Raw genomic sequence first — 21,444 nt, forward strand, 5'->3', positions numbered from 1 at the left:
TAATATAAACATTTTCCAAGAATTTATTTTATTATATTGTACCTTATAAATTGGAGGTTTTGAATAAATCAGCATAACCAAGTATTCAAAACCATCTTCAATTTTAGGAAATTTTATATATCTTTAATCCTAGGATATGCTGAATTATAAACTTCATAAGTTTTTTCATAAACTTCTTTTAATTCTGGATTTGGATTTACTACATTATCCCCACCCTTTACTATTTTGTTGCAAGCATCTTCTACTGATTCATAGATTCCTGCACCAACTCCAGCAAGTATAGCAACACCAAGTGCTGGTCCTTCTGAAGCCTTTATTGTGGTCAATTTATATTGGAATATGTCAGAAAGAATTTGTCTCCAAACTTCACTTTCTGCTCCACCACCACTGATTCTTATATCATCTATCTTAATTTTCATATCTTCTATGATATCAAGACAATTTTTCAAACTGAAGCTTACACCTTCAAGAACACTACGTACAAAATCATCATGATTATTCATTAGTGTTACTCCTAAGAAAGCTCCCTTTACATTTGGATCAAGATGAGGTGTTCTTTCTCCCATTAAGTATGGTAAGTAAACCACTCCATTTGAACCCGGCTTAGATTTTGCTGCCTTTTCTGTTAATAAGTCGTAGATATTAACATCTGAAGTCTTACAATCTTCAACTTCCTTTGCACAGAATGTTCTCTTGAACCAGTTTAAAGATAATCCTGCTCCTTGAGTAACCCCCATGATGTGCCATTTTCCTGGTACAGCATGACATAAAGTATGAACTCTTCCATCCTTATCAAACTTAGGTGTATCAGTTGATGCAAATACAACTCCAGAAGTTCCTATAACTGTTGAGATTACACCTTCATTAACTATACCATTTCCAATAGCTCCAGCAGCTTGATCTCCAGCTCCACCTACTACAGGTGTATCCACAGCAAGTTTTGTTAGCTCAGCAGCTTCCTTTGTAACGTGTCCACTAACTACTACTGATTCGTAAACATCAGCTAATATATTCTTATCGATGCCTAAATCTTTAAGTAATTCATCACTCCAATTTCTAGAGTTTATATCTAGCATTTGCATACCACTAGCATCTGATACTTCAGTTGCAAATACATTTGTTAATCTATATCTGATATAGTCTTTGGGAAGAAGTACTTTATAAATCTTCTTATAGTTTTCAGGTTCATTATTTCTAACCCATAATAATTTTGAAAGAGTAAAACCAGTTAATGCTGGATTTCCTGTAATTGCAATTAGTCTTTCTTTTCCTATGGTTTCTGTTATGTAATCACATTCCTTTTCAGTTCTTTGATCACACCATATTATAGAATTTCTGATTACTTCATGATTCTTATCTAATAAGACAAGGCCATGCATTTGTCCACTTAATCCAATTCCTTTTATATCTGAAGCTTGTACACCACTTTTTTCTATAACGGTCTTAATACCAATCACACAAGCTTGCCACCAATCTTCTGGATTTTGTTCTGCCCATCCTATTTGTGGTTGAAACAAATCATATCCATAAGTAGCAGTTTCTATTGTATTACCATTCTCATCAAATAATGCAGTTTTTGTACCGGAAGTTCCGATGTCTAAACCTAATAAATATCTCACTATTAATCCCCCTATCAGCTTGGAATTTTTAATTATAAAATTAATTCACTTCTCCAAAAGCTTGTCTTAAATCTTATTAAAAAACTTTTTACTTCAATTAAAAAAATACTTTTTAAAATTCATTTAATAAGTTTATTTTACTCATCAAATCAATCTTCGTCAATAGAAAATTGAAAACTTTTTCATGATTTAACAAAGAAAAAAAGTGCCCATTAATGGACACTCCTAATTTAAATATATACACAATACTTTTTTTCTAATTTTACAGGATTATAGGATTTCTTTGCTTTGCGTAACCCTTCAATCCCTAAATCCTGCTCCCTATTTATATATTTTGAATCACTAAAATAATTATCTACAAAGGTTTTGTTTATAAAGGAATATATGCCTTTTACATCAGGTAATCCTTTTTCAACATGAATAATAGCCATATCATTGTTAGTGCTTTCTCCAATAGTAAACGCAGCTAACTTCCCCTCTACGTATACTGCCATTCCTTTTAAATTAAGATCATCCATATAATTTATTATTTCTTTTATGCCTTCTGATTCATAATTTAAATTTTCATCTGTTTCATCTTTTTCTTGTAACCAAAGTTTTAAAGCTTCAAGACAATCTTCTTTTACTGTGAATTCAGAAATATCTTTTACTTCATAACTGTAATTTTTAATAAAATAATTATAGTGATTTTTCTTTCCATGAAGCTTTTTTCCAGATAGACTGGCTAAGGAATCTTGTGTATATATATAATCAAAATTATCTATATCTTCAACTATTAAAATTTCTTGTTTATATATTTCTTTAAGTTCATTTAAAAATGGTTCTTCAATATCTTTAAAAAGATATTTCAAATTATTCTTTTCCTTATAATCTTGTAATTTATCAATAATACATTTTAAGTCTTCTTTGTTATACCCCAATGGTTGCATAAAATAATAATTTCCTTCAAAATCTTTTTTCTTGATAATTAATGAATCGTTATAAACAGTGTATCTAATATCACAGCCTTTTCTCCATAAAACAAGATTCGCAAAAGAATATTCACAAGTAACAAATTTATATTGAGATAAATACTTAATAAAAATTTCTTTATCTTGCATTGTTAACGGCTTAAAAGTGAGCTCTTTTTCATCAATATTATAAGATCTGCTATAAATATCTGCACTTCTTTGCTCAAACATAATACACTCCATACTTACATTCTCCATTCGCTTCTTAAGATTCCGTATAGATACATATCAAACCTGATACCGTCTCTATGGATAAATTCTCTATATACTCCTTCTTTTTTAAACCCTAAACTTTCGTATAAATTTAAAGCAGGAGTATTATAGGATAATACATTTAGTTGTATTCTGTGCAAATTTAACTCATTAAATCCAAATTGCATTGTGAGAGCTAAAGCTTCTTTTCCAAGACCCTTTCCTCTAAAAGATTTATCTCCTATCCCAATATAAATTACTGCTGTCCCATTATTCCATAATATGTTCTCAAAGCCTGTTACGCCAATTAAAGTTTCATCAATATTGCTTCTAATTGCAAATATATATTTATCATGAGCTTGCGTTATTTCATGTAGCATCTCATGAAGCTCCTTCTTTGACTTAGGAACTGCTGAAACCATGTCGTAAAATCTCAAAAATTCTATATCATTGTACCATTGTTCTAACTTAGCTATATCCTCTTCCCTCAATGCTGTTAATTTTACATTTTGTCCTTTTAGTAAATTACTTCTAATCATTCATAATTCTCCTTTGTGCATTACAAGTTGTCTTGCAAATAAAAACATTTCTAACTTATATAATAACATTAATAATTCTTTTCATTTAATTAGTATTATTATATACTTACAAATAAAATATTTCAATCAATTTAATAGAATTCAATTGATTGAAATATTACTTATGGTTTTATTCATCATCTTCATTTCTCAATTTCTCTTCTTTTGCTAGCATCCGTTCTTCATATCCATCTATTTTTTTATCTAGACGTTCTAAGGTTTCTTGCATTTCTTTAATTTTTCCACCAATCTTACCACGTTGTTCTACTAAAGGTTCTTTTCGAGCTTGAATTGTAGAACTTCCTTGTCTTACCATGGTTACATACTCTATTAACGCTTCAATAGAAAGACCTGCCCCACGCATACATTTCATAAAATGAACCCAATTACAATCTTCTTCCGTATAATCCCTTATACCACTTGCATTTCAATTTACTGGTGGAATCAAACCAATTCGTTCATAATATCTAAGAGTATCTGCTGATATATCATATTTTTTACTTACTTCTGTAATAGTCATAGAAAAAGCCTCCTCAAAAATATCATCTATAATCTTCTATATATTTCTTTGACATATATATACCCTATCACTTAGAGTTAACTCCAAGTCAAGTAATTTTCCTATAATTTAATACTTCCAATCTATCCTTTAATAATCCCTCAACTTGCATTTAATGCTTACCACTTCATGTTCTTAGTATACTCAATAAAGTTAATTTAAAATTAGTATATTGTACGTTTAATACCTTAGCACCTAAAGTCAAGTTTTTAATAAAATATAGAAGTACTATAATCAACAAAATGATTACAATACTTCTAATATAATTTTTTTATTCAGTTGAACTTCCACTCAAATCATAAAGTTCAGAATTTCTTATGTTTCCACCTTGCACAAATCCTTGTCCTTTCAGTTCTTCATTCGAATTGTCAGTACTATTTATATTTTGATTGCTTTCAGTATTCTCCTTACCTTTAGTATCTGACCATAAACTCTTATCAACAAGCTTTCCATGTGATTTAGCCCAATTCATTATTGCACTGTTTCCATCTTCCTTGCTTGAATTCATACCACGTGTTCCCATACTATCAACTAATATATATCTAACTTCTCCATTCTTAACCATATTCTTAAATTGCTCTAAATTAATAATCTTATCACTGCCCATGAATCCACCAAGAGCCATAACTGAATCATCTGTATTAAGAATTATGCTTGAAGCGTTTCCTGAAGCTGATGCTGTTACAAGTAGGTATTTTTCATTAGTTTTATTTAATTCTAAGAAACTTATCAATTTTGATGTATTGGGAGAAACTTCTCCTGCTAATCCCACCATAATTCCTCTTCCTTGAGCATTGGAACGATTATTTCTTGAAAGCTCCAATCCTGCTGATGGCATACTGCCTGACATCTTGTATACTAAAGTTGTTCCTGACCATACTGTTGGAGTAACCAACAAACCAATCATAGCCAAACTTACTAAAATTCTTCTAAAGTTTAAATCTTTTGATAAATCTTGTTTATTTTCAAGCTTATTAATAATTAATACTCCTGCACTTATAAAACTTAATGCTGCAACCAACATCATTAATAGTTTGGTAATACTTGATGTCCTTAAATAATATGAAAGTATTATTAGCTGTAGTACTCCATCTACTATAAATGCAGCAGGTAAAAGGAAGGCTTTCCATGTATTTTCTTTATAAAAATCCCACATGTATTTTAATCCAATACCAACTAATGCTGCAATTGGAGCTGATAACATGGTTAGATAATATGGATGAAATAAACCTTTAGTAAAACTAAAATAAATTGATCCTGGTACAAGATAAGTTATCCAAAAAATCAATGATAATTTTCTTCCATTATCATAAGGTTTCTTTAATTTTTCTTTTATTATTCCTGCTACAAATCCAAATAGAGCAAATGGTAAAAGCCAGCTGATTTGATCTGCTAAAGATCCATTTGAAAATAATCTCGTTAAACCTGCTTTACCTCCACCCATACTATTTGACATACCACTTGGCATTTTTCCTAATTTGTCATCTTGCGTTCTATTGGTTATGCTACCTCTTTCATTATTGAAACCTTCTCTATTAAATCCATTAGAACTCTTCATTTTTCTATCAGAGCCTGACATTTCTCCAAAATTAGGCATACTTTGTTCTCGGGTTGATTTTCCTCCAGATTTATTTGAATTATTTAATCTTTCTATTCCATTGTGACCTACTATAAGTTGTATTTCTGAATTGTTTGAACTACTCCCTACATATGGTCTGCTTGATGCTGGAATCAAATCCACAACAATTGCCCAAGATAATGATACAGCTATAAGTACCACAGTACAAACTGTAAGATTAATAATTCTTTTCTTCATTTCAATTTTTGATGCTATAAAGTATGTTACATATATAGCTGGAATTATAAAATATGCTTCAAGCATCTTTACATTGAATCCAATTCCAACAAAAACTAAACTCAAAATCAAGTCTCTAAGTTTTCTACTCTCAAGAGACTTAAATAGAAAGTAAGCAGAGATTAATAACACCATCACCAATTGATTATCTATAGTGTTATTCCTACTTGCTGCAACAAAAATTGGAGTCACTGCAATACATAAAGCTGAAACAAGTCCTGCTTTAGCTCCAAAGTATCTTTTTACTAAACAATATAAAATACCAACTGAAATAACTCCTGAAAGAGCTTGAGGGAATATAATGCTCCAGCTATTGAAGCCAAATACCTTAGCAGAAATAGCCTGCATCCAAAATCCTACAGGTGGTTTATCTATAGTTACATATCCAGTTGGATCAAAGGATACAAAAAAGAAGTTCTTAAAGCTGGTTAGCATGCTCTTTACCCCAGCTGAATAATACTCATTTGAATAACCCTCAATATTTAAATTAGTAAAATTAAGTATTGCAGATAATATCAAAATTGCTGTTAATGCAATCCTTTCTCTTGTTAACTTAAATTTTTTCATTATTTATAACTCCTCCTAATTCTAATATTAAAGTTTATAATTACATTTTCTTGCAATCTCATGGGTAAATTGTAATTTTCAAACCTTAAAGTTTCCTTAAGAGAATTATGAACTTTTTGTAAATAGATAATTCAATAAATCTAACATTAAATTAAATCTACAAAAAAACTATCTTATAAGCATAAAAAATCGTAGAAATTATATTATTCTCTACGACTTTTTCTTATATGTGATACATTAATATATCATTGTTATTAAATGTCCCATAGTATTAACTCCTTTTTTACTCATATCATCGTATAGAGATTGAATAAAAGTATCACTATGTTCCATTTCCCTTGATAAACTATACAACACGTCTACAATTTCATCATCTGTTAACTTCTCATTATTTTTATCCCAAGTGGCTAATAGAGACAGTTTAACTATAGAATAATTTATAATTAATTCAAATATTTCTATATCTAAATTTTTATTTATTAAGCTCTTCATGTATAAATTGTATAAGTTATACACTATATAATTTTCCAATATATATTCTCTCATTTTAAAATATTTATCAAATTGTTCTTCCTTATAATTTAATGTTTTTTCTATATCTTCGCTTTTATCTAATAACATTTTTATGTTTTCAACTATTGCAGTAAGTTTCTTATTTCCCATTCCATGATTTTTCCCAAATTCAAAAATCATTAATACTAAATTAATTTTCAGTATTTTATTTGGTTTTTCAATATCATCTAATGCTTTTAATAAACTCTCACTAATTAATTCGTTCTTTAACTCATCAATAAATATATCTTCATTACCTATTTCACCGTTATTAATTCTAATTTGTATTCTATCACTTATTAATTTTATAATAATTAATCTCTTCCATATAGGAATTTCAGTGAATTGAGCTAAATCTATAGATAGATTTCTTCCTTCCCACACTAAATTATACAATTCATCATATTGTTTATTAACCATTAGGATAGTCTCATTTTTATTATACTTTATTTCATCATTCATTATAAAATCTATCTTTTCATTTTTATCTACCAGCAACTGAGCTACGCTAGGGCATGATAATGATAAATTTCTTTCTGCTACCTCTCCATATAAGGTAACAATCCTCGGATATGAAGTACATATATGGCATAAATGATCAGAACCCTTATTTATGTATAAGTCACAAAGTTTATTTTCATTTAATAACGGACATTTCATATTATTATCTAAAATAAACTCTGCAAATTCCTCATCATTTTCACTATTTTCAACTTTTCTAAGATTACTATTTAATCTATCTCCAAATTCATCTTGCATTTGCTCATATTTTTGATAGCTTGACTTATCTATTATAACTCTCCAACCAGTACAACAATTATCCTTGCATCTATCTCCTATACATTCAAAATTCTCATAATATGACGGTTCCAGTGTTTTCATTTTGCGCCTCCAAATAAGAAATATCTTCAAAAATTATATTGATTCTACTAAAGCTTCTTTAAAACTTTTTCCAACCTTTCTAATCCATCTCTTAATAGTGTTCTAGGACATGCTATATTAATTCTAATAAACCCTTCTCCAGCTTCACCATATGTTCCTCCATCACTGATTCTCAAGTTGCCTTCCTCCAAAACTTTCTTGCTAAGTTCTTTTGAACTTATTCCAATACTTCTACAATCAATCCAAATTAAATAAGTACCCTGAGGTTTCACAACTTTAAGTTTCGGAATCCTTTTATTAATAAACGAATATAAAAAGTTCAGGTTTTCTTCTAAATACACTAATAATTGATCTAGCCATTCTTCTCCCTCGCTATAGGCAGCAATTAAAGCCTCGATACCAAAAATATTAGGTTCTATTGTTTCATTAACATTTAATGATCTGTTTACTTTTTTTCTGTACTCCTCATTTGCTACTATTATGTTTGATGTTTTAAGTCCTGCAATATTAAAGGTTTTGCTTGGTGCTGTACAGGTAATAGAATTCATTAAAAACTTTTCATTTATAGCTGCAAAAGGAATATGTTTATTTCCTTTGTACGTTAAATCCCTGTGAATTTCATCAACTAACACTATCACATTATAATTTAAACATATTTCACCTAAACGCTCAAGTTCATCTTTACTCCAAACCCTTCCAACTGGATTGTGAGGGTTACATAAGATGAAAATTTTAACTTTTTCATCTGAAGCCTTTTTTTCAAAATCATCAAAGTCAATTTTATAATACTCCCCATTATACTTTAATTCATTTAGCACTATCTCACATTTATTATTTATTATAGATGAATTAAAGTAGTTATATACAGGTGACTGAATTAGAACTTTATCCCCAGGCTCCGTAAATGCTTGGACTACAGCTGAAAGTGATGGTATAACACCTGTTGTAGGCTCAATCCATTCTTCTTTTATTCTAAAATTATGTCTTTTATACCACCAGTTAACTTCTGCCTCAAAATATTCTCTTGGAGTTTCTGCGTATCCAAAAATCCCATGCTGAACTCTTTTTTCCAACACTTTAATAATTGGTTCTGCTGTCTTAAAATCCATATCAGCTATCCACATTGGTAAAATATCTTGTTCTGGATTCATATTCCATTTAACGCTATTTGTATTTCTTCTATTAATTACGCTATCAAAATCATACTTCAATTTACTTTCCTCCTCATACAATTCTATATTTTCAAATCTTTTTATAGTTTGCATATTATAAAAATCTATCTTTCTATTAAATCATTTTTTGAAATCTAATTTTTCAAATTCATTGTATCACCTAAAGTTAACTTGAAGTCAAGTATTTTAGTATAAACATGAAAATCTTCTTGTAAAATTAATATTTAGCTTATCAAATTTAAAATGCAACTAATCAGAATCTTTAATTTATGTTGACTAAAATAATCTCTGCATGATATTTTAATATTAAAGTTAACTTTAACTCAAACAGAGTTCTAGTGGAGGTTATATATTATGGAATATTCAATCGGTGAAGTAGCTAAAAAATTAAACCTAACAACATCAACTCTTCGTTATTATGATAAAGAAGGTCTTATCCCATTTGTAAAACGTAATGATTCTGGCATCCGAACTTTTAGTGATGAAGACTTAAATTCACTCCATATTATTGAATGTTTAAAAAACACTGGTATGCCAATAAAAGACATCAAAACATTCATTGATTGGTGTGCTGAAGGAGATTCTACCCTTAAAGAACGATATGATATGTTTGTAGAACGCAAAAAGCTTGTTGAAGAGCAAATGGCTAATCTTCAGACAACCTTAGATACCATAAATTATAAATGTGAATATTATAAAGATGCCCTTGAAGCGAGCTCAGATAAAATCCATTACCATAAGATTTCACAGGATTTACCTAAATCCAGCTGTACCAAATCACAACAATTGTAAAAGCTTACTCCCCACAACATCATTTACATGAAAATTTGTGTATAAAATAATAACTCACTTACATCAAAAGTAAGTGAGTTATTATATATTACAATTTTTTATAAGCACATCTTAAATATGTTTTCAATATCTTGTTGGTTAAGTCGTTTAAATCCAGGAAGCACTCTACCTCTGCATGCTTTCTCTGCCATTATGCTAAAGTTTGTATCATCAATATCTATTTCTGTAAATGTACTCTTTAAACCTAATGTATTGAAGAAGAAATCAGATAGCATCTCAATACTCTTCTTAGCAACAGCCATAGGTTCCATATCCTTATCAATACCAAACACATTACATCCAAATTGATAAAATTTAGACACTGTTGTTTCATCTAATGTATATTGCATCCAACGTGGTGTAAGTATTGCAAGACCTAATCCATGAGTAATATCATAGATTGCTGACACTTCATGTTCAATTGGATGACAGCTCCATGCCTGTCTCTTGCCTCCATCAATGAATCCATTAATAGCCCATGATGATGCCCACATTAAGTTTGCACGAGCTTCATAATTCTCAGGCTCTTTCATTGCAATTGGAGTGTATTTAATTACAGTTTTCATTAATCCTTCAGCAACACAATCTAACATGTACATATCTTGATTCATATTAAAATATACTTCAATTATATGAGACATAATATCTGCTGAACCACATGCAGTTTGATATTCACTAACTGTAAAAGTATTTGTTGGATCTAAGAAAGATACTTTTGGAAGCATCAATGGATGCATATACCCAATCTTATCCTTTGTCTCTAAATTACTAATAACTCCACCTGGATCCATTTCTGAACCAGTAGCAGCTAATGTCAAAACTGTAACTATAGGAAGACAGTTAGTAACTTGCGCTTTTTCAGTAAGAATATCCCAAGCATCTCCCTCATAAAAAGTTGCTGCACCAATAAATTTTGTAGCATCTATAGTTGAACCTCCACCTACTGCAAGCAAAACATCTATCTTTTCTTTCTTGCAGATCTCTGCTCCTTTATTAACAGATGTAACACGCGGATTAGGTTCAATGCCTGAAAGTTCAAACAGTTCAAGTCCTGCCTTTTTAATTTCAGCTACAACCTTATCATATAATCCTATCTTCTTAATTGAACCCCCACCATAAGTAAGTAATACACGCTTACCATACTTCTTTAATTCTTCGCCTAAGTTTCCAAGTTGATCTTTACCAAAGTACACCTTTACAGGAACATCATAAATAAAATCATTCATAGTTATAACTTCCTTCCTTTAAACTTATTTATATTTTGCCAAAAATATATTAACTGTTGCTTATCTTTCACTTATTATATAATAATACCACTTACCATATCAAATTAATGTTTCTCTGATATAAGTTTCGTCAATTAAAATTGATATTATTTTTAAATATATAGGCTGCTTTTTATTGAAGCAAGATTACATAAGCTTCCCAACACTTCAGGTGAAATTCCTTCATCAATCATAACTTTTATAAAACAAATCCATTTACAATCCTCTTCTGTATACTCTCTGATTTCATCTGTCTTTGTATTTACTTTTGGGATTAAACCGAGCTTCTCATAAGAATCCAATGCATCTAATGTTACATTATATTTTTTGCTTACTTCTTCGATATTCATATATAACTTTCTCCTTTCACCAATAATCTTTTCTAGATATACCTTAGCACTTTGAGTTAACTCCAAGTCAAGCACTTTTATATTTCATAATTTTTTATTTAATTTATAATTCATAAGTACTTTCTATTATTGATTACAAAAACAAATATTTAGATAAATATGCATGCACCTATGTATAACAGAGGTGCTTATATAGAAGTATTCCACTTAAATGTTGGTAGAAAAATGTCGAATCATTGTAACTTGTCCACCAACATTATTATGGAATAGTTCTATATGAGTAATAAGTACTAATCTAGAAACCCTATTAAGCTTTACAAAAATAGAAGTGCCATAATCTACATAAGATTATGGCACTTTTACCACTATTTTTCTTAATAAACTGGAGCTTCTACCATCCCATTACTTCTTCAACTTTAGCAATTAACCGTTTTGACATCTTGTCTTGAGTTTTTAAGCTTGGATGTGAATCTGTACCTATGCCATCACTTTCTGATTGAACATCAAAAACTAATGTATGAACTCTACTATCATCCTTATCTTTTTTAAATCTATTAACAGCAGTTTCAATAGCTGGACATAATTCTTGCCCCATAGCACCTAAAGCACAGATTATTTCTGATCTAGGATTATTAAGTCTAACTTGCTCTAAAAATTTATAATATCCTTCTACAAATTCAGGCACTCTCTCTTCTTCATTTACCTTTGTATAACTTGTATCGTTTGTTCCTAAATTAATAACTATTAAATGTGGCTCAAACTTGCTATTATCCCAAACCTCAAATTCTTTCTTACCCGCATCATTATCCATGGCAGCATCAGTATATTTATAAAGCATTGGCATTAACCAATCTGTATTTGCATCTCCAGAATCTGTCCACCCTGAAATAATTCCAATACCACTCCATGATACACAATTAAAATCTGCATTGAAGTGACGTGCTGTTTTAGCAGCATAAGCTTCCCACGGATTCTCTTGAGTTGTGTTAAATATATCTACATCTAAAACACCTTCATCACCATATCCACAAGTTATGGAATCCCCTATAAACTCAATACGGTGCTTCTTCCCTGTTGTAGGGGTTATCTCATTTGCACCTTCTATAATTATTTCTTTTATAGCTGTCTTAGCAAAAGCTGCTTCAGACATCTTCATTAATCTTATCTTCACCTTACGTGGTGTGCTTGTTTCATATATTTTATAAACTGCCTCATCACTTTCTAATGCAAAACGTTTGCTAGGAACGCATTCATCATCTATAAAAACAGCTACCCAAGCCTTAAATTGCTCATCCCACTTTGATCTGTTTGAACATAGCACAACACTTGCACTTGTACCTGTAAATTCAAATTCAATTCCTGAACAAGTATAGTTAATGTATCTAATATCATCTACTAACTTCGTTCTTCCTAATAGTCTTACATTATCTTCCTTCGCTTTAAATCTCATTTAATATTCTTCCCCCTAAAAAGCCGTGTACTTCAATATAGTACATCTTTATTATTAATTACATTTTTGTATTTATATTATATTGCAACTGTATACAAAATACTACATATACTATTAAAGCCATTTTCCCTTAATTAATACTCATATAACAACTAAATCATAAAAACTTAGAAGGTTTTTTAGTATAAAATAAAGATAGTTTATGCAATGCCCTAGTAGATGCAATATATAATAATCTTCTATCAAATTCAGTTTTATAATTTTTCCAATTTACCTCATAAACAATAACACAATCAAATTCTAATCCCTTTGACATGTAGATAGGCATTATTACTATACCTTTAATATCATCATCACTTCTACTAATAATTTTTATATTAATTTTATTTTTAAGTCTATTATAAACTTCTTCGCATTCTTTCATGCTCTTACATAGTAGCGCTATAGAAGCATAGTTTAAATTCCTATATACTTCTATAGTATTAATTATCTTATTATCTAAATCTTCAATATTTAATGCCTCTATTATTTTAGGCTCTTCTTCATGCCTTTCAAAACTTTCTATCTGGATATTTTCATCAAGAAACTTATTACTAAACTTACTAATTTCATATGAACATCTAAAGCTTTTATTTAAAATTACAGTAGAACTTCTTTTTTTGTTTAGTATATTTTTCACATCATCATAAATTGATAAGGTTGCTTCCTTTTCTATAGACTGATTTATATCTCCTAAAATAGTAAATCTAGAATTTTTAAATAGCTCCTTTAGAATTTGAAAATGTATTGGATAATAATCTTGAGCTTCATCCACAACAACTTGCTTGATTTCTTTAAATATGCTACATCCACTCATTCGTACCTTCAAATACAACATTGCTAACATATCTTCATAACATATAGATTTCTCAAAATTGCAGTTAAAATTATCAATTATTCCTTCTATATTTTCTGGCAGCTTCAGTCCTTTTGCCAATGTGTAAAATAAATTTTTATTCCTAAACAATGCCTCATAAATTCTCTTATAATCAACTTTAGTAAAACGTCTAATTTGTGCTTTTAATTTGTTTGTTTCTTTTATTGTAATTAATCTTGCTATAGCTCTTCTTTCAAATTGATGCTCTGGAAAATTAACAATATATTTCTCTAACTTTTCTCTTCGCTTTTTTCTAATAGGGGTAACTTTTTCAAATATCCTATTTTCTATAATTGCCAATTTCTTTTCAATAGACATATTTATAGTATCCTTTAGTAGAAATTCCTTTATGGAATGTTTATCAGCAATATATACTCCATTATAATAAATATCTGAAATTTCTATCATTTTGTGTTCATAAAACCATATCAATCTATTTAATATAATGACAAATTCCTTTGAAGACTTAAACTCCATACTTGATTTCATTATATTTTTTCTTTTAACATCTTCACAGCCTATTATATCCTCTAACAATTCATTTCTAGATTTAGCATTAATACTGTTTTCAAAAATTTCTTTAAATATATATTCAAATGTAACTGTTCTAATATTCTCTTCTCCAAGTTGTGGCAAAACATCACTTATATAATTGCCAAAGAAGTCATTAGGAGAAATTATCATTATATTGTTAGCGTATAATTTTGTCAAAAACCCTTGATACATTAGAAAAGCAACTCTATGCAATGCAATAGATGTCTTTCCACTTCCAGCTACACCTTGAACAATAAGCAATTCACTTTCAATATCACGAATAATAATATCCTGTTCTCTCTGTATAGTTTCTACAATAGTTTTCATCTTGGAAGAAGTATTTTTAGCTAGGACTTCTCTAAGAGCATCATCAGCAATGTTTAAATTAGAATCGATAAAATAGTCAAGTTTCCCATTCTTGATTTCATACTGCCTTTTAATTAAAACCTGCCCACCTATCTCCCCATTAGGTGAATTGTACCTTGCACCTCCTAATTCATATCTATAAAATATACTAGCTATCGGAGCCCTCCAGTCATAAACATAAACTTCATAAGTATCTTCATCTAAAAGATTACTAAACCCTATATATATTTTTTCTGCACTCTCTTCACCCTCTTCCTTAAAATCAACTCTTGCAAAATAAGGTTTATTAAGCATGCCATTATATTTTTGTATTCTTTCATCTATTTTTTCATACCCCTCTCTTTTAACATGAATAACAGATAAATCTTGTTTTATTTCAGCCATTCTATCAATATCATCAGTGAAATGTACAGCGTTTTCCCACATATCTCTATGCTCATTTATTAACTCCTTTTTTGCCGAAACAATTGAACTCAACTCTTGATCTAAGTTCCTATTGATAAGGGTAACTGCATTATTTAAATACACAACTTCCTCTTGAAATTCACTTTCATAACTACTCAAAAAACCACTCTCCTTATTATTTAAAAACTTTATATTTTTTTATTGACATCAAAGCTCTCTATATGCTATAATTATTATGAAGTAATATATAAAATAGTAATTTTATGTCTAACTTTAAGTATAAATCAAAACCCTATTTAAGTAAAGCTTAAATAGGGTTTATTTTTTCCGTGTATTAGTCAGCTATAATCTTAATGAATACATTTCTAATTCTCGGTCCATCAAATTCACAGAAATATACACTTTGCCATCTTCCTAAAATTGGTTTTCCTTCATTAATAATAATTGCCTTTTCAACTCCCATATAGGATGACTTTAGATGTGCATGTGAGTTCCCTTCAAAATGTCTATATTCCCCTTTAATAGGAAATACCTTATCAAGAGTTACTATTATATCCCTTACCACATCTGGATCAGCATTTTCATTTATTGTAATACCTGCTGTAGTATGAGGACAATATACAATAGCAATACCATTTTCCACACATGATTTTTCAATCGCTTCGTAGATCAAACTGTTTATATCTACAAATTCCTCTTCCTTCTTTGTCTGAATTGAAAATTGAAACAAATTATTTTTCTGTAATGCTTCACCCATACTTTTTCACTCCTTTTAGGTTCCTAAAAATATATAAGTCTAAATAACCATCTCATATAGACTTATATATTTTTCAAGATGCTCTATAATTCACTTGATCATTTATCCATAAAACAATTATACTGTATTATAAATAGAATAGAAAAGAACGATTTTAGAAACGTTATTATTGAAATTATAAAGTAGTTATTGCTATTAATAATTTGGAAGTGAGAAAAACATGAATTATATAATATTTGATTTAGAGTTTAATCAGAAATTCTCTGATTCTTCAGATGTTGAATCTGTTAAAAATCCTAAGTTACCTTTTGAAATCATTCAAATTGGAGCATTAAAACTTAATGAAAACTTTCAAACAATTTCTGAATTTAATGCTCTGGTTAAACCAACAGTTTATCCTATTATTCATCCTTACATAGAAAACTTAACTAAAATAACTAATGAAAAAGTGAGTTCGTGTAAAAATTTCACTCAAGTATATGAAGATTTTAAAAAGTTTGTTGGCGAAGATGAAACTGTATTATGCGTTTGGGGAATGGTAGATATCAAAGAATTGCTAAGAAACATTAAATATTTTAACTTTCCAACACCTTCTTTCTCAAAATACTTTATTGATATTCAAAGGCATGCTTCAAGATATCTAAAAGTTCCGAAGCAATCACAAGTTGGGTTAAGAACCGCTATAGAGCTTTTGAACATACCAATTGATGGAGAATTTCATGATGCTTTTTATGATGCTTACTATACTGTTGAAGTTTTCAAGAAAATCTATGATGACAGTATAAAACCTAGCATTTATTCTCCAAATTCACCAAAGAGAATTACTCAGCCAAAAGAGAATGTAGATACTGCTGCTTTAATAAAGCAATTTGAAAAGATGTATGATAGAGAAATGACCAAAGAAGAGCAATCAATAATAAAACTTGCATATACTATGGGAAGAACTCGGCAATTTATTAAGTAAACTATTTTTTACATGAAAGCACCGTATAGGATTTCTCCAATACGGTGCTTTATTTAATCATTCTATTCATTTTCCTCAGTTCTCCACTCTAAAATATCTCCAGGTTGACACTGCAACGCTTCACATATTTTATCCAAAGTAGAGATTTTAATAGCTTTTGCTTTCCCATTCTTTAACACAGATATATTTGCAATTGTTATTCCTACTCTCTCCGCTAACTCTGTCACACTCATTTTTCTCTTCGCTAACATAACATCTATATTAATGATAATTGCCAAAGACTTCACCTCAAATCGTTAATTCATTTTCTTCTTTTATTTTACATGCTTTCAATACAAAATGTGAAAGAGCCGCTGATAACACAGCAACTGCTATTCCAGCAAACATGATAAACAACATTATTAAAGCAATACCTGGGTGATTCATCTTAAGTAAAAATAAAACTACATTTCCTACAAAAAGAATTGTGGAATCGATAACTAATAATTGACTAATTCTCTTTAATGAATTTACATTTTCCTTAGAAAAAGAATTATCCTTGCCTATTTCACAACATATTTTCCAAAACTCAAATAAAACCATAAAACAAGGAATTCCTGTTATCCAAATAAATATTAGCCAAGGCCAATACCAATTAGTTAAATTAGGATTAGCTTGCACCAAGTCATTTCCCCATAAAGGGACTATTAATAAATATATTATGAGTCCTATAATTCCTATTCCTACAGCAATTGATTTTAACCATTTTGATAAACTTAACTGTTCCATAATCCTCCTCCTTTCCATTTAATATAAAAATACACTTTAGAAATCATCATGTCAATAATTGTTTATTGTTTTACGATAAATTCTTATTTATCAAGTGAAACTTGATTCAGGTGGGGTTTGATTCCCATCTGAATCTTAGTTTAACTTATCCATGAGTGTTACGGATGCTAGCTATCGGATAAATTAACTCAACATTAAATCTCAGGTACAAATTGAATCAAAATATTTGTACCTGAGATTTATGATTTTATATACTTTATTTTGGTACTGCCTTATTTGCCTCATAACTAGAAAAATTAAATCCACGAATTCCCCTGTCATTATAATCTTTTTTAACTCTTTCAAAGTATTCTTGAAAATCACTATTTAAAGTTTGCTTACTTTCTGTATGCATATTTACTTTGGATAAATCAATTTTTGAAATGGCAGGAGCTGCATCATAAGATAGATTATTTAGCATATATGATACATCAGAATAAGTCAATCTATTAATATGACTTATATTATATTCAGCTATAATTTTATCTGGTTTTGCATATGAAAACACCATATAAAATGAAAGAACCACAATAAGACTGAAACGTAATAAGTTAAACTTTTCATAAAAGATAGTAACAATAATTCCTGTCATCAGAACAGTTAATACTGCAAGAAACCAAAGAACTAACACACGTAAAAAAGTCAAATGATATGCTGCCACATACAAAAGCATACGATATACAGAGGATGCTATCATAACATAAGTACAAAGAGAAATAATTAGTAATAAGGCCTTTAAAACTTTACTTTCTTTGAATACGCTAATGCAAAGAAGAACCAACCCAAAGTTGATTATGCTTACAAAAACTAACTGAAAAAAGCCACTGCGTGCATAATTTGAGTATGTAAATCCAGCTGGTAACGAATTTACGCCTCCAATAAAAAGATACTTAATTTGAATTAATGAAAACATTAAATATATTAATGTAAGAATACTAGTAACTGTAATAGCAATTACTGGTTCACCCTTCCTAATATTTATAAGGTTATCTGAATTTTGTTGAGAAGCAAAACCTGCTAACACAGCGTAGAAACCGATACTCCCAATACCAAAAACAAAGGATATACCAAATAAATCTTCAAAATTAATATTTTCAAAAATACTTGCAAACATTTGAGAAAATATTGAATCTGCACTAATGAGCAAACTTAAAACTATCATAACCAAAGGAATGCTTATAATAAGTCCTATTATTACATATTTAAATTTGCTCTCCTTTGCTACCTTCTTCTTTCTGCAGGCTGCTAAATGACTAAATGGTGTAAAAATATTTGCTATTACCTGAACGATCATGTTAAGGATATCCAATAAAAAACCAAGAAGTTGCCAATTTCTAGTTTCATAAAAATTTCTTTGAAGTAGCATATAGCCAAAAAAAATTATAGAAGATGCATTAAAGAATAAAGAAAAACTACTTGTAGTAAAAATAGTAGAAATACTAAATAACATAATTGCTGTCATATATAAATAACTAATCCTTGGAATCTTAATTTCCAGCTTATTTAATGCTGTCATACAGCAAAACATCCAAACAATTACCAACAATGGTATATTAATTCCACTCAAGCTCTTATAGAGACATACTGTACAAAATATACCGAACACAACACTAAGTAAAATAAAGAATAAAGAATTCTCTTTTATTATCTTTATACCTTTAGTCTCCTCCACCATTACCTCACAAAGTCCTTGATAGTCAGAGTTAGGGATATCTCCTTCATAATTATTTACCATAAAATCCTCCATTCTTCATGTGCTACACATGAAGAAACAATAATTTAAAGAAGTATTAAATATTTCTTTTACAAAATAATACCACACCCTTAATCACAATTCAATATATTTTTATTGTAAAACGATAAATATATATTGATTTGCATATTTGATTAAAAAAAATCAATGCTGCAAATCTCTTCTTTACCCAATTGAGATTTACAGCATTATTTATCAAGTAAAACTTGATTCAGATTGGGTTTCACTCCCATCTGAATCTAATTTTCTATATAATTAAAATTTTATTATTCATCATAACTTATCAATTAATGTATTCCATGTTAATTCTAAAACTCCAGTCATATTTGTTGGTTCATTTGACACGTAAGTCACCACTGCATTCTTATTCGGTAGTATCACTACATATTGACCATACAAACCATCTAATCTATATGAATTATGGTACGAATTCATCCATAATTGATAGCCATATCCTTGTTTATGATCTGCCGTTGCAAAAAATGCATCAAATTCAGACGTATCAATCTGAGGTTTTGTAGCCTGTTCAATATAATTTTCAGGTATGAGCTGTTTTCCGTTCCATACGCCTTTATTAAGCAATAATTGTCCAAACTTTGATAGTTCTCTTGCTGTTAAATATAATCCTGAACATCCATAGCATATACCATTTACATCCACTTCCCATTGTGGTTCTGGTATTTCTAGTGGCTCAAAAATACGAGGCATTAGATATTCTTTTAAGCTCCGTCCCGTTGTAACAGTAATAAGCTTTGAAAGCATATAGGTAGCAGCGTTATTATATACAAAATGTGTACCTGGTTCAAAAACAGCAGGCTCATCAAAGAAAAGCTTTGAAATATCATCAAGTAATTGATTTGCATTCATAGCTTTTGTCATTGGACACTCAGCATGTCCAGTTCCCATACAAAGTAAATCATGAATAGTCATTTTTCTTAAGTTATCACTAATTTCACGAATATCAGCATCGAAGTAATCTAAAATTTTATCAGTAAGTTTAAAATATCCTTCACTTTCTGCAATACCAATTGCCATAGATGTAAAGGTCTTACTTACAGACCATAGTAATGTTGGTTTTGATTCTTCAAAATCATGTTCTGCAATTATCTCCCCATCCTTTCTCACTACCACACTAAGCACCTGAAGATTTTGTGTTTTAACTGATTCTATTAATTCATCTAATATACAATTATTCATTTTTACCTCTCCAATTTATGTCCATACATAATTAAAATTACATTCTCTTATTTTCTATATAATTAAAATTTTATTATTCAGCATAACTTCTTTCCTATTCTTTTAATGTTTTTACATCTCCACTTCTAATAAAAGTTAGCTTTTCAGATATCTTCTCATAGCTCCAATTCCACCACTTTATTTTAAGCAAATCCTCTATAATAGAATCATCAAATCGCTTCTTTATAACTTTTGCTGGTACTCCACCAACTATAGCATATGGTGGTACATCTTTTGTTACCACAGCTCTAGTTCCTATGATTGCGCCATCACCAATATGCACCCCAGGCATAATAACAGCTTCATATCCTATCCAAACATCATTGCCAATTACTATATCACCCCTGTTGTCCCAAGCTTCAGTTACATTCATAGAACTATCCCATTCTTCACTGAAAATAGGAAATGGATAGGTACTCAATGATTTTAACGCATGATTTCCACTTGTAAACATAAACTTTGCTCCACAGGCAATTGAACAAAACTTGCCAATAATAAGCTTATCCTCATTAACAGGATAATGATATAAAACATTATTCTTTTCAAAATCTCTTGGATCATTATAAAAATCATTGTACATAGTAAAATCACCAATAATTATATTAGGTTTTGTTATTACATTCTTTAAATAAACTATACTATAATCATCCGTTCTAGGATAAATTTTATTTGCATTTAGTTTTTGTTCCACTTCTATCAACTCCTTATAAGTTAAATTATAGCTTTATCTTGGTTATGATTTCTAGTTCACAAATACTTCTGCAACAAACAAGTTCTATCCATCTGTAAAGTTCAATACAAAAAATGGTATTTATATATAATCA

The 21,444-nt window shown here is 29.5% G+C and carries 18 protein-coding genes and 1 pseudogene; 2 read left to right on the top strand and 17 right to left on the bottom strand.

Annotated features, from left to right (window positions below; all coding sequences use genetic code 11):
* Positions 1-113: 113 nt before the first annotated feature.
* The 7 genes and pseudogenes from xylB to OCU47_RS12310 all read right to left on the bottom strand — a co-directional run bounded on the left by xylB (position 114) and on the right by OCU47_RS12310 (position 9,025).
* Positions 114-1,619 (bottom strand): xylulokinase, encoded by a 1,506-nt coding sequence (gene xylB / locus OCU47_RS12280; RefSeq protein WP_261828891.1) that lies wholly within the window; start codon positions 1,617-1,619, stop codon positions 114-116.
* A gap of 230 nt (positions 1,620-1,849) precedes the next feature.
* The gene (locus tag OCU47_RS12285; RefSeq protein WP_261830628.1) at positions 1,850-2,800 is read right to left on the bottom strand and encodes a DUF2156 domain-containing protein; all 951 of its coding nucleotides are present in this window, start codon (positions 2,798-2,800) and stop codon (positions 1,850-1,852) included.
* Between the two features lie 14 nt (positions 2,801-2,814).
* Positions 2,815-3,360 (bottom strand): GNAT family N-acetyltransferase, encoded by a 546-nt coding sequence (locus tag OCU47_RS12290; RefSeq protein WP_261828892.1) that lies wholly within the window; start codon positions 3,358-3,360, stop codon positions 2,815-2,817.
* A gap of 169 nt (positions 3,361-3,529) precedes the next feature.
* A pseudogene (locus tag OCU47_RS12295) lies at positions 3,530-3,919 on the bottom strand (MerR family transcriptional regulator).
* 310 nt (positions 3,920-4,229) lie between these two features.
* Entirely contained in the window at positions 4,230-6,380 is a 2,151-nt protein-coding gene (locus OCU47_RS12300) for a glycosyltransferase family 39 protein (RefSeq protein WP_261828893.1), read from the bottom strand.
* Positions 6,381-6,617: 237 nt separating this feature from the next.
* A complete protein-coding gene (gene fliB / locus OCU47_RS12305; protein WP_261828894.1) occupies positions 6,618-7,814 on the bottom strand; it encodes a flagellin lysine-N-methylase in 1,197 nt (398 codons plus the stop codon).
* Positions 7,815-7,861: 47 nt separating this feature from the next.
* Entirely contained in the window at positions 7,862-9,025 is a 1,164-nt protein-coding gene (locus OCU47_RS12310) for a MalY/PatB family protein (RefSeq protein ID WP_261828895.1), read from the bottom strand.
* A 315-nt stretch (positions 9,026-9,340) separates the two neighbouring features.
* Here OCU47_RS12310 and OCU47_RS12315 point away from each other — a divergent pair, with 315 nt between their 5' ends.
* Positions 9,341-9,778 carry a MerR family transcriptional regulator gene (locus tag OCU47_RS12315; protein WP_261828896.1) on the top strand — a complete coding sequence of 146 codons (438 nt, stop codon included), beginning with the start codon at positions 9,341-9,343 and terminating at the stop codon, positions 9,776-9,778.
* Positions 9,779-9,876: 98 nt separating this feature from the next.
* On the opposite strand, the gene OCU47_RS12320 is transcribed toward OCU47_RS12315, so the two are convergent.
* The 5 genes from OCU47_RS12320 to OCU47_RS12340 all read right to left on the bottom strand — a co-directional run bounded on the left by OCU47_RS12320 (position 9,877) and on the right by OCU47_RS12340 (position 15,860).
* On the bottom strand, positions 9,877-11,043 hold the full coding sequence (locus OCU47_RS12320) for an iron-containing alcohol dehydrogenase (RefSeq protein WP_261828897.1): 1,167 nt from the start codon (positions 11,041-11,043) through the stop codon (positions 9,877-9,879).
* 152 nt (positions 11,044-11,195) lie between these two features.
* Positions 11,196-11,432, bottom strand: a complete 237-nt coding sequence (locus OCU47_RS12325) for a MerR family transcriptional regulator (RefSeq protein ID WP_261828898.1) — start codon at positions 11,430-11,432, stop codon at positions 11,196-11,198.
* Between the two features lie 391 nt (positions 11,433-11,823).
* Positions 11,824-12,882, bottom strand: coding sequence for an SGNH/GDSL hydrolase family protein (locus OCU47_RS12330; RefSeq protein WP_261828899.1), 1,059 nt, complete (start codon positions 12,880-12,882; stop codon positions 11,824-11,826).
* 157 nt (positions 12,883-13,039) lie between these two features.
* On the bottom strand, positions 13,040-15,262 hold the full coding sequence (locus OCU47_RS12335) for a HelD family protein (protein ID WP_261828900.1): 2,223 nt from the start codon (positions 15,260-15,262) through the stop codon (positions 13,040-13,042).
* A gap of 175 nt (positions 15,263-15,437) precedes the next feature.
* Positions 15,438-15,860: a secondary thiamine-phosphate synthase enzyme YjbQ gene (locus tag OCU47_RS12340; protein ID WP_261828901.1), complete on the bottom strand. Its 423-nt coding sequence runs from the start codon at positions 15,858-15,860 to the stop codon at positions 15,438-15,440.
* Between the two features lie 220 nt (positions 15,861-16,080).
* On the opposite strand from OCU47_RS12340, the gene OCU47_RS12345 reads away from it, so the two are divergent.
* Positions 16,081-16,824 (top strand): 3'-5' exonuclease, encoded by a 744-nt coding sequence (locus OCU47_RS12345; RefSeq protein WP_261828902.1) that lies wholly within the window; start codon positions 16,081-16,083, stop codon positions 16,822-16,824.
* A 62-nt stretch (positions 16,825-16,886) separates the two neighbouring features.
* Here OCU47_RS12345 and OCU47_RS12350 read toward each other — a convergent pair whose 3' ends face one another.
* The 5 genes from OCU47_RS12350 to OCU47_RS12370 all read right to left on the bottom strand — a co-directional run bounded on the left by OCU47_RS12350 (position 16,887) and on the right by OCU47_RS12370 (position 21,311).
* Positions 16,887-17,102: a helix-turn-helix domain-containing protein gene (locus OCU47_RS12350; protein ID WP_261828903.1), complete on the bottom strand. Its 216-nt coding sequence runs from the start codon at positions 17,100-17,102 to the stop codon at positions 16,887-16,889.
* A gap of 10 nt (positions 17,103-17,112) precedes the next feature.
* Positions 17,113-17,592, bottom strand: a complete 480-nt coding sequence (locus tag OCU47_RS12355; RefSeq protein ID WP_261828904.1) for a DUF2975 domain-containing protein — start codon at positions 17,590-17,592, stop codon at positions 17,113-17,115.
* Between the two features lie 256 nt (positions 17,593-17,848).
* The gene (locus OCU47_RS12360; protein WP_261828905.1) at positions 17,849-19,366 is read right to left on the bottom strand and encodes a DUF4153 domain-containing protein; all 1,518 of its coding nucleotides are present in this window, start codon (positions 19,364-19,366) and stop codon (positions 17,849-17,851) included.
* Positions 19,367-19,657: 291 nt separating this feature from the next.
* Positions 19,658-20,581, bottom strand: a complete 924-nt coding sequence (locus OCU47_RS12365; RefSeq protein WP_261828906.1) for a serine hydrolase domain-containing protein — start codon at positions 20,579-20,581, stop codon at positions 19,658-19,660.
* A gap of 94 nt (positions 20,582-20,675) precedes the next feature.
* A complete protein-coding gene (locus tag OCU47_RS12370; protein WP_261828907.1) occupies positions 20,676-21,311 on the bottom strand; it encodes a CatB-related O-acetyltransferase in 636 nt (211 codons plus the stop codon).
* Positions 21,312-21,444 lie beyond the last annotated feature (133 nt).

This window comes from Clostridium sp. TW13 (genome assembly GCF_024345225.1).
GTDB lineage: Bacteria > Bacillota > Clostridia > Clostridiales > Clostridiaceae > Inconstantimicrobium > Inconstantimicrobium mannanitabidum.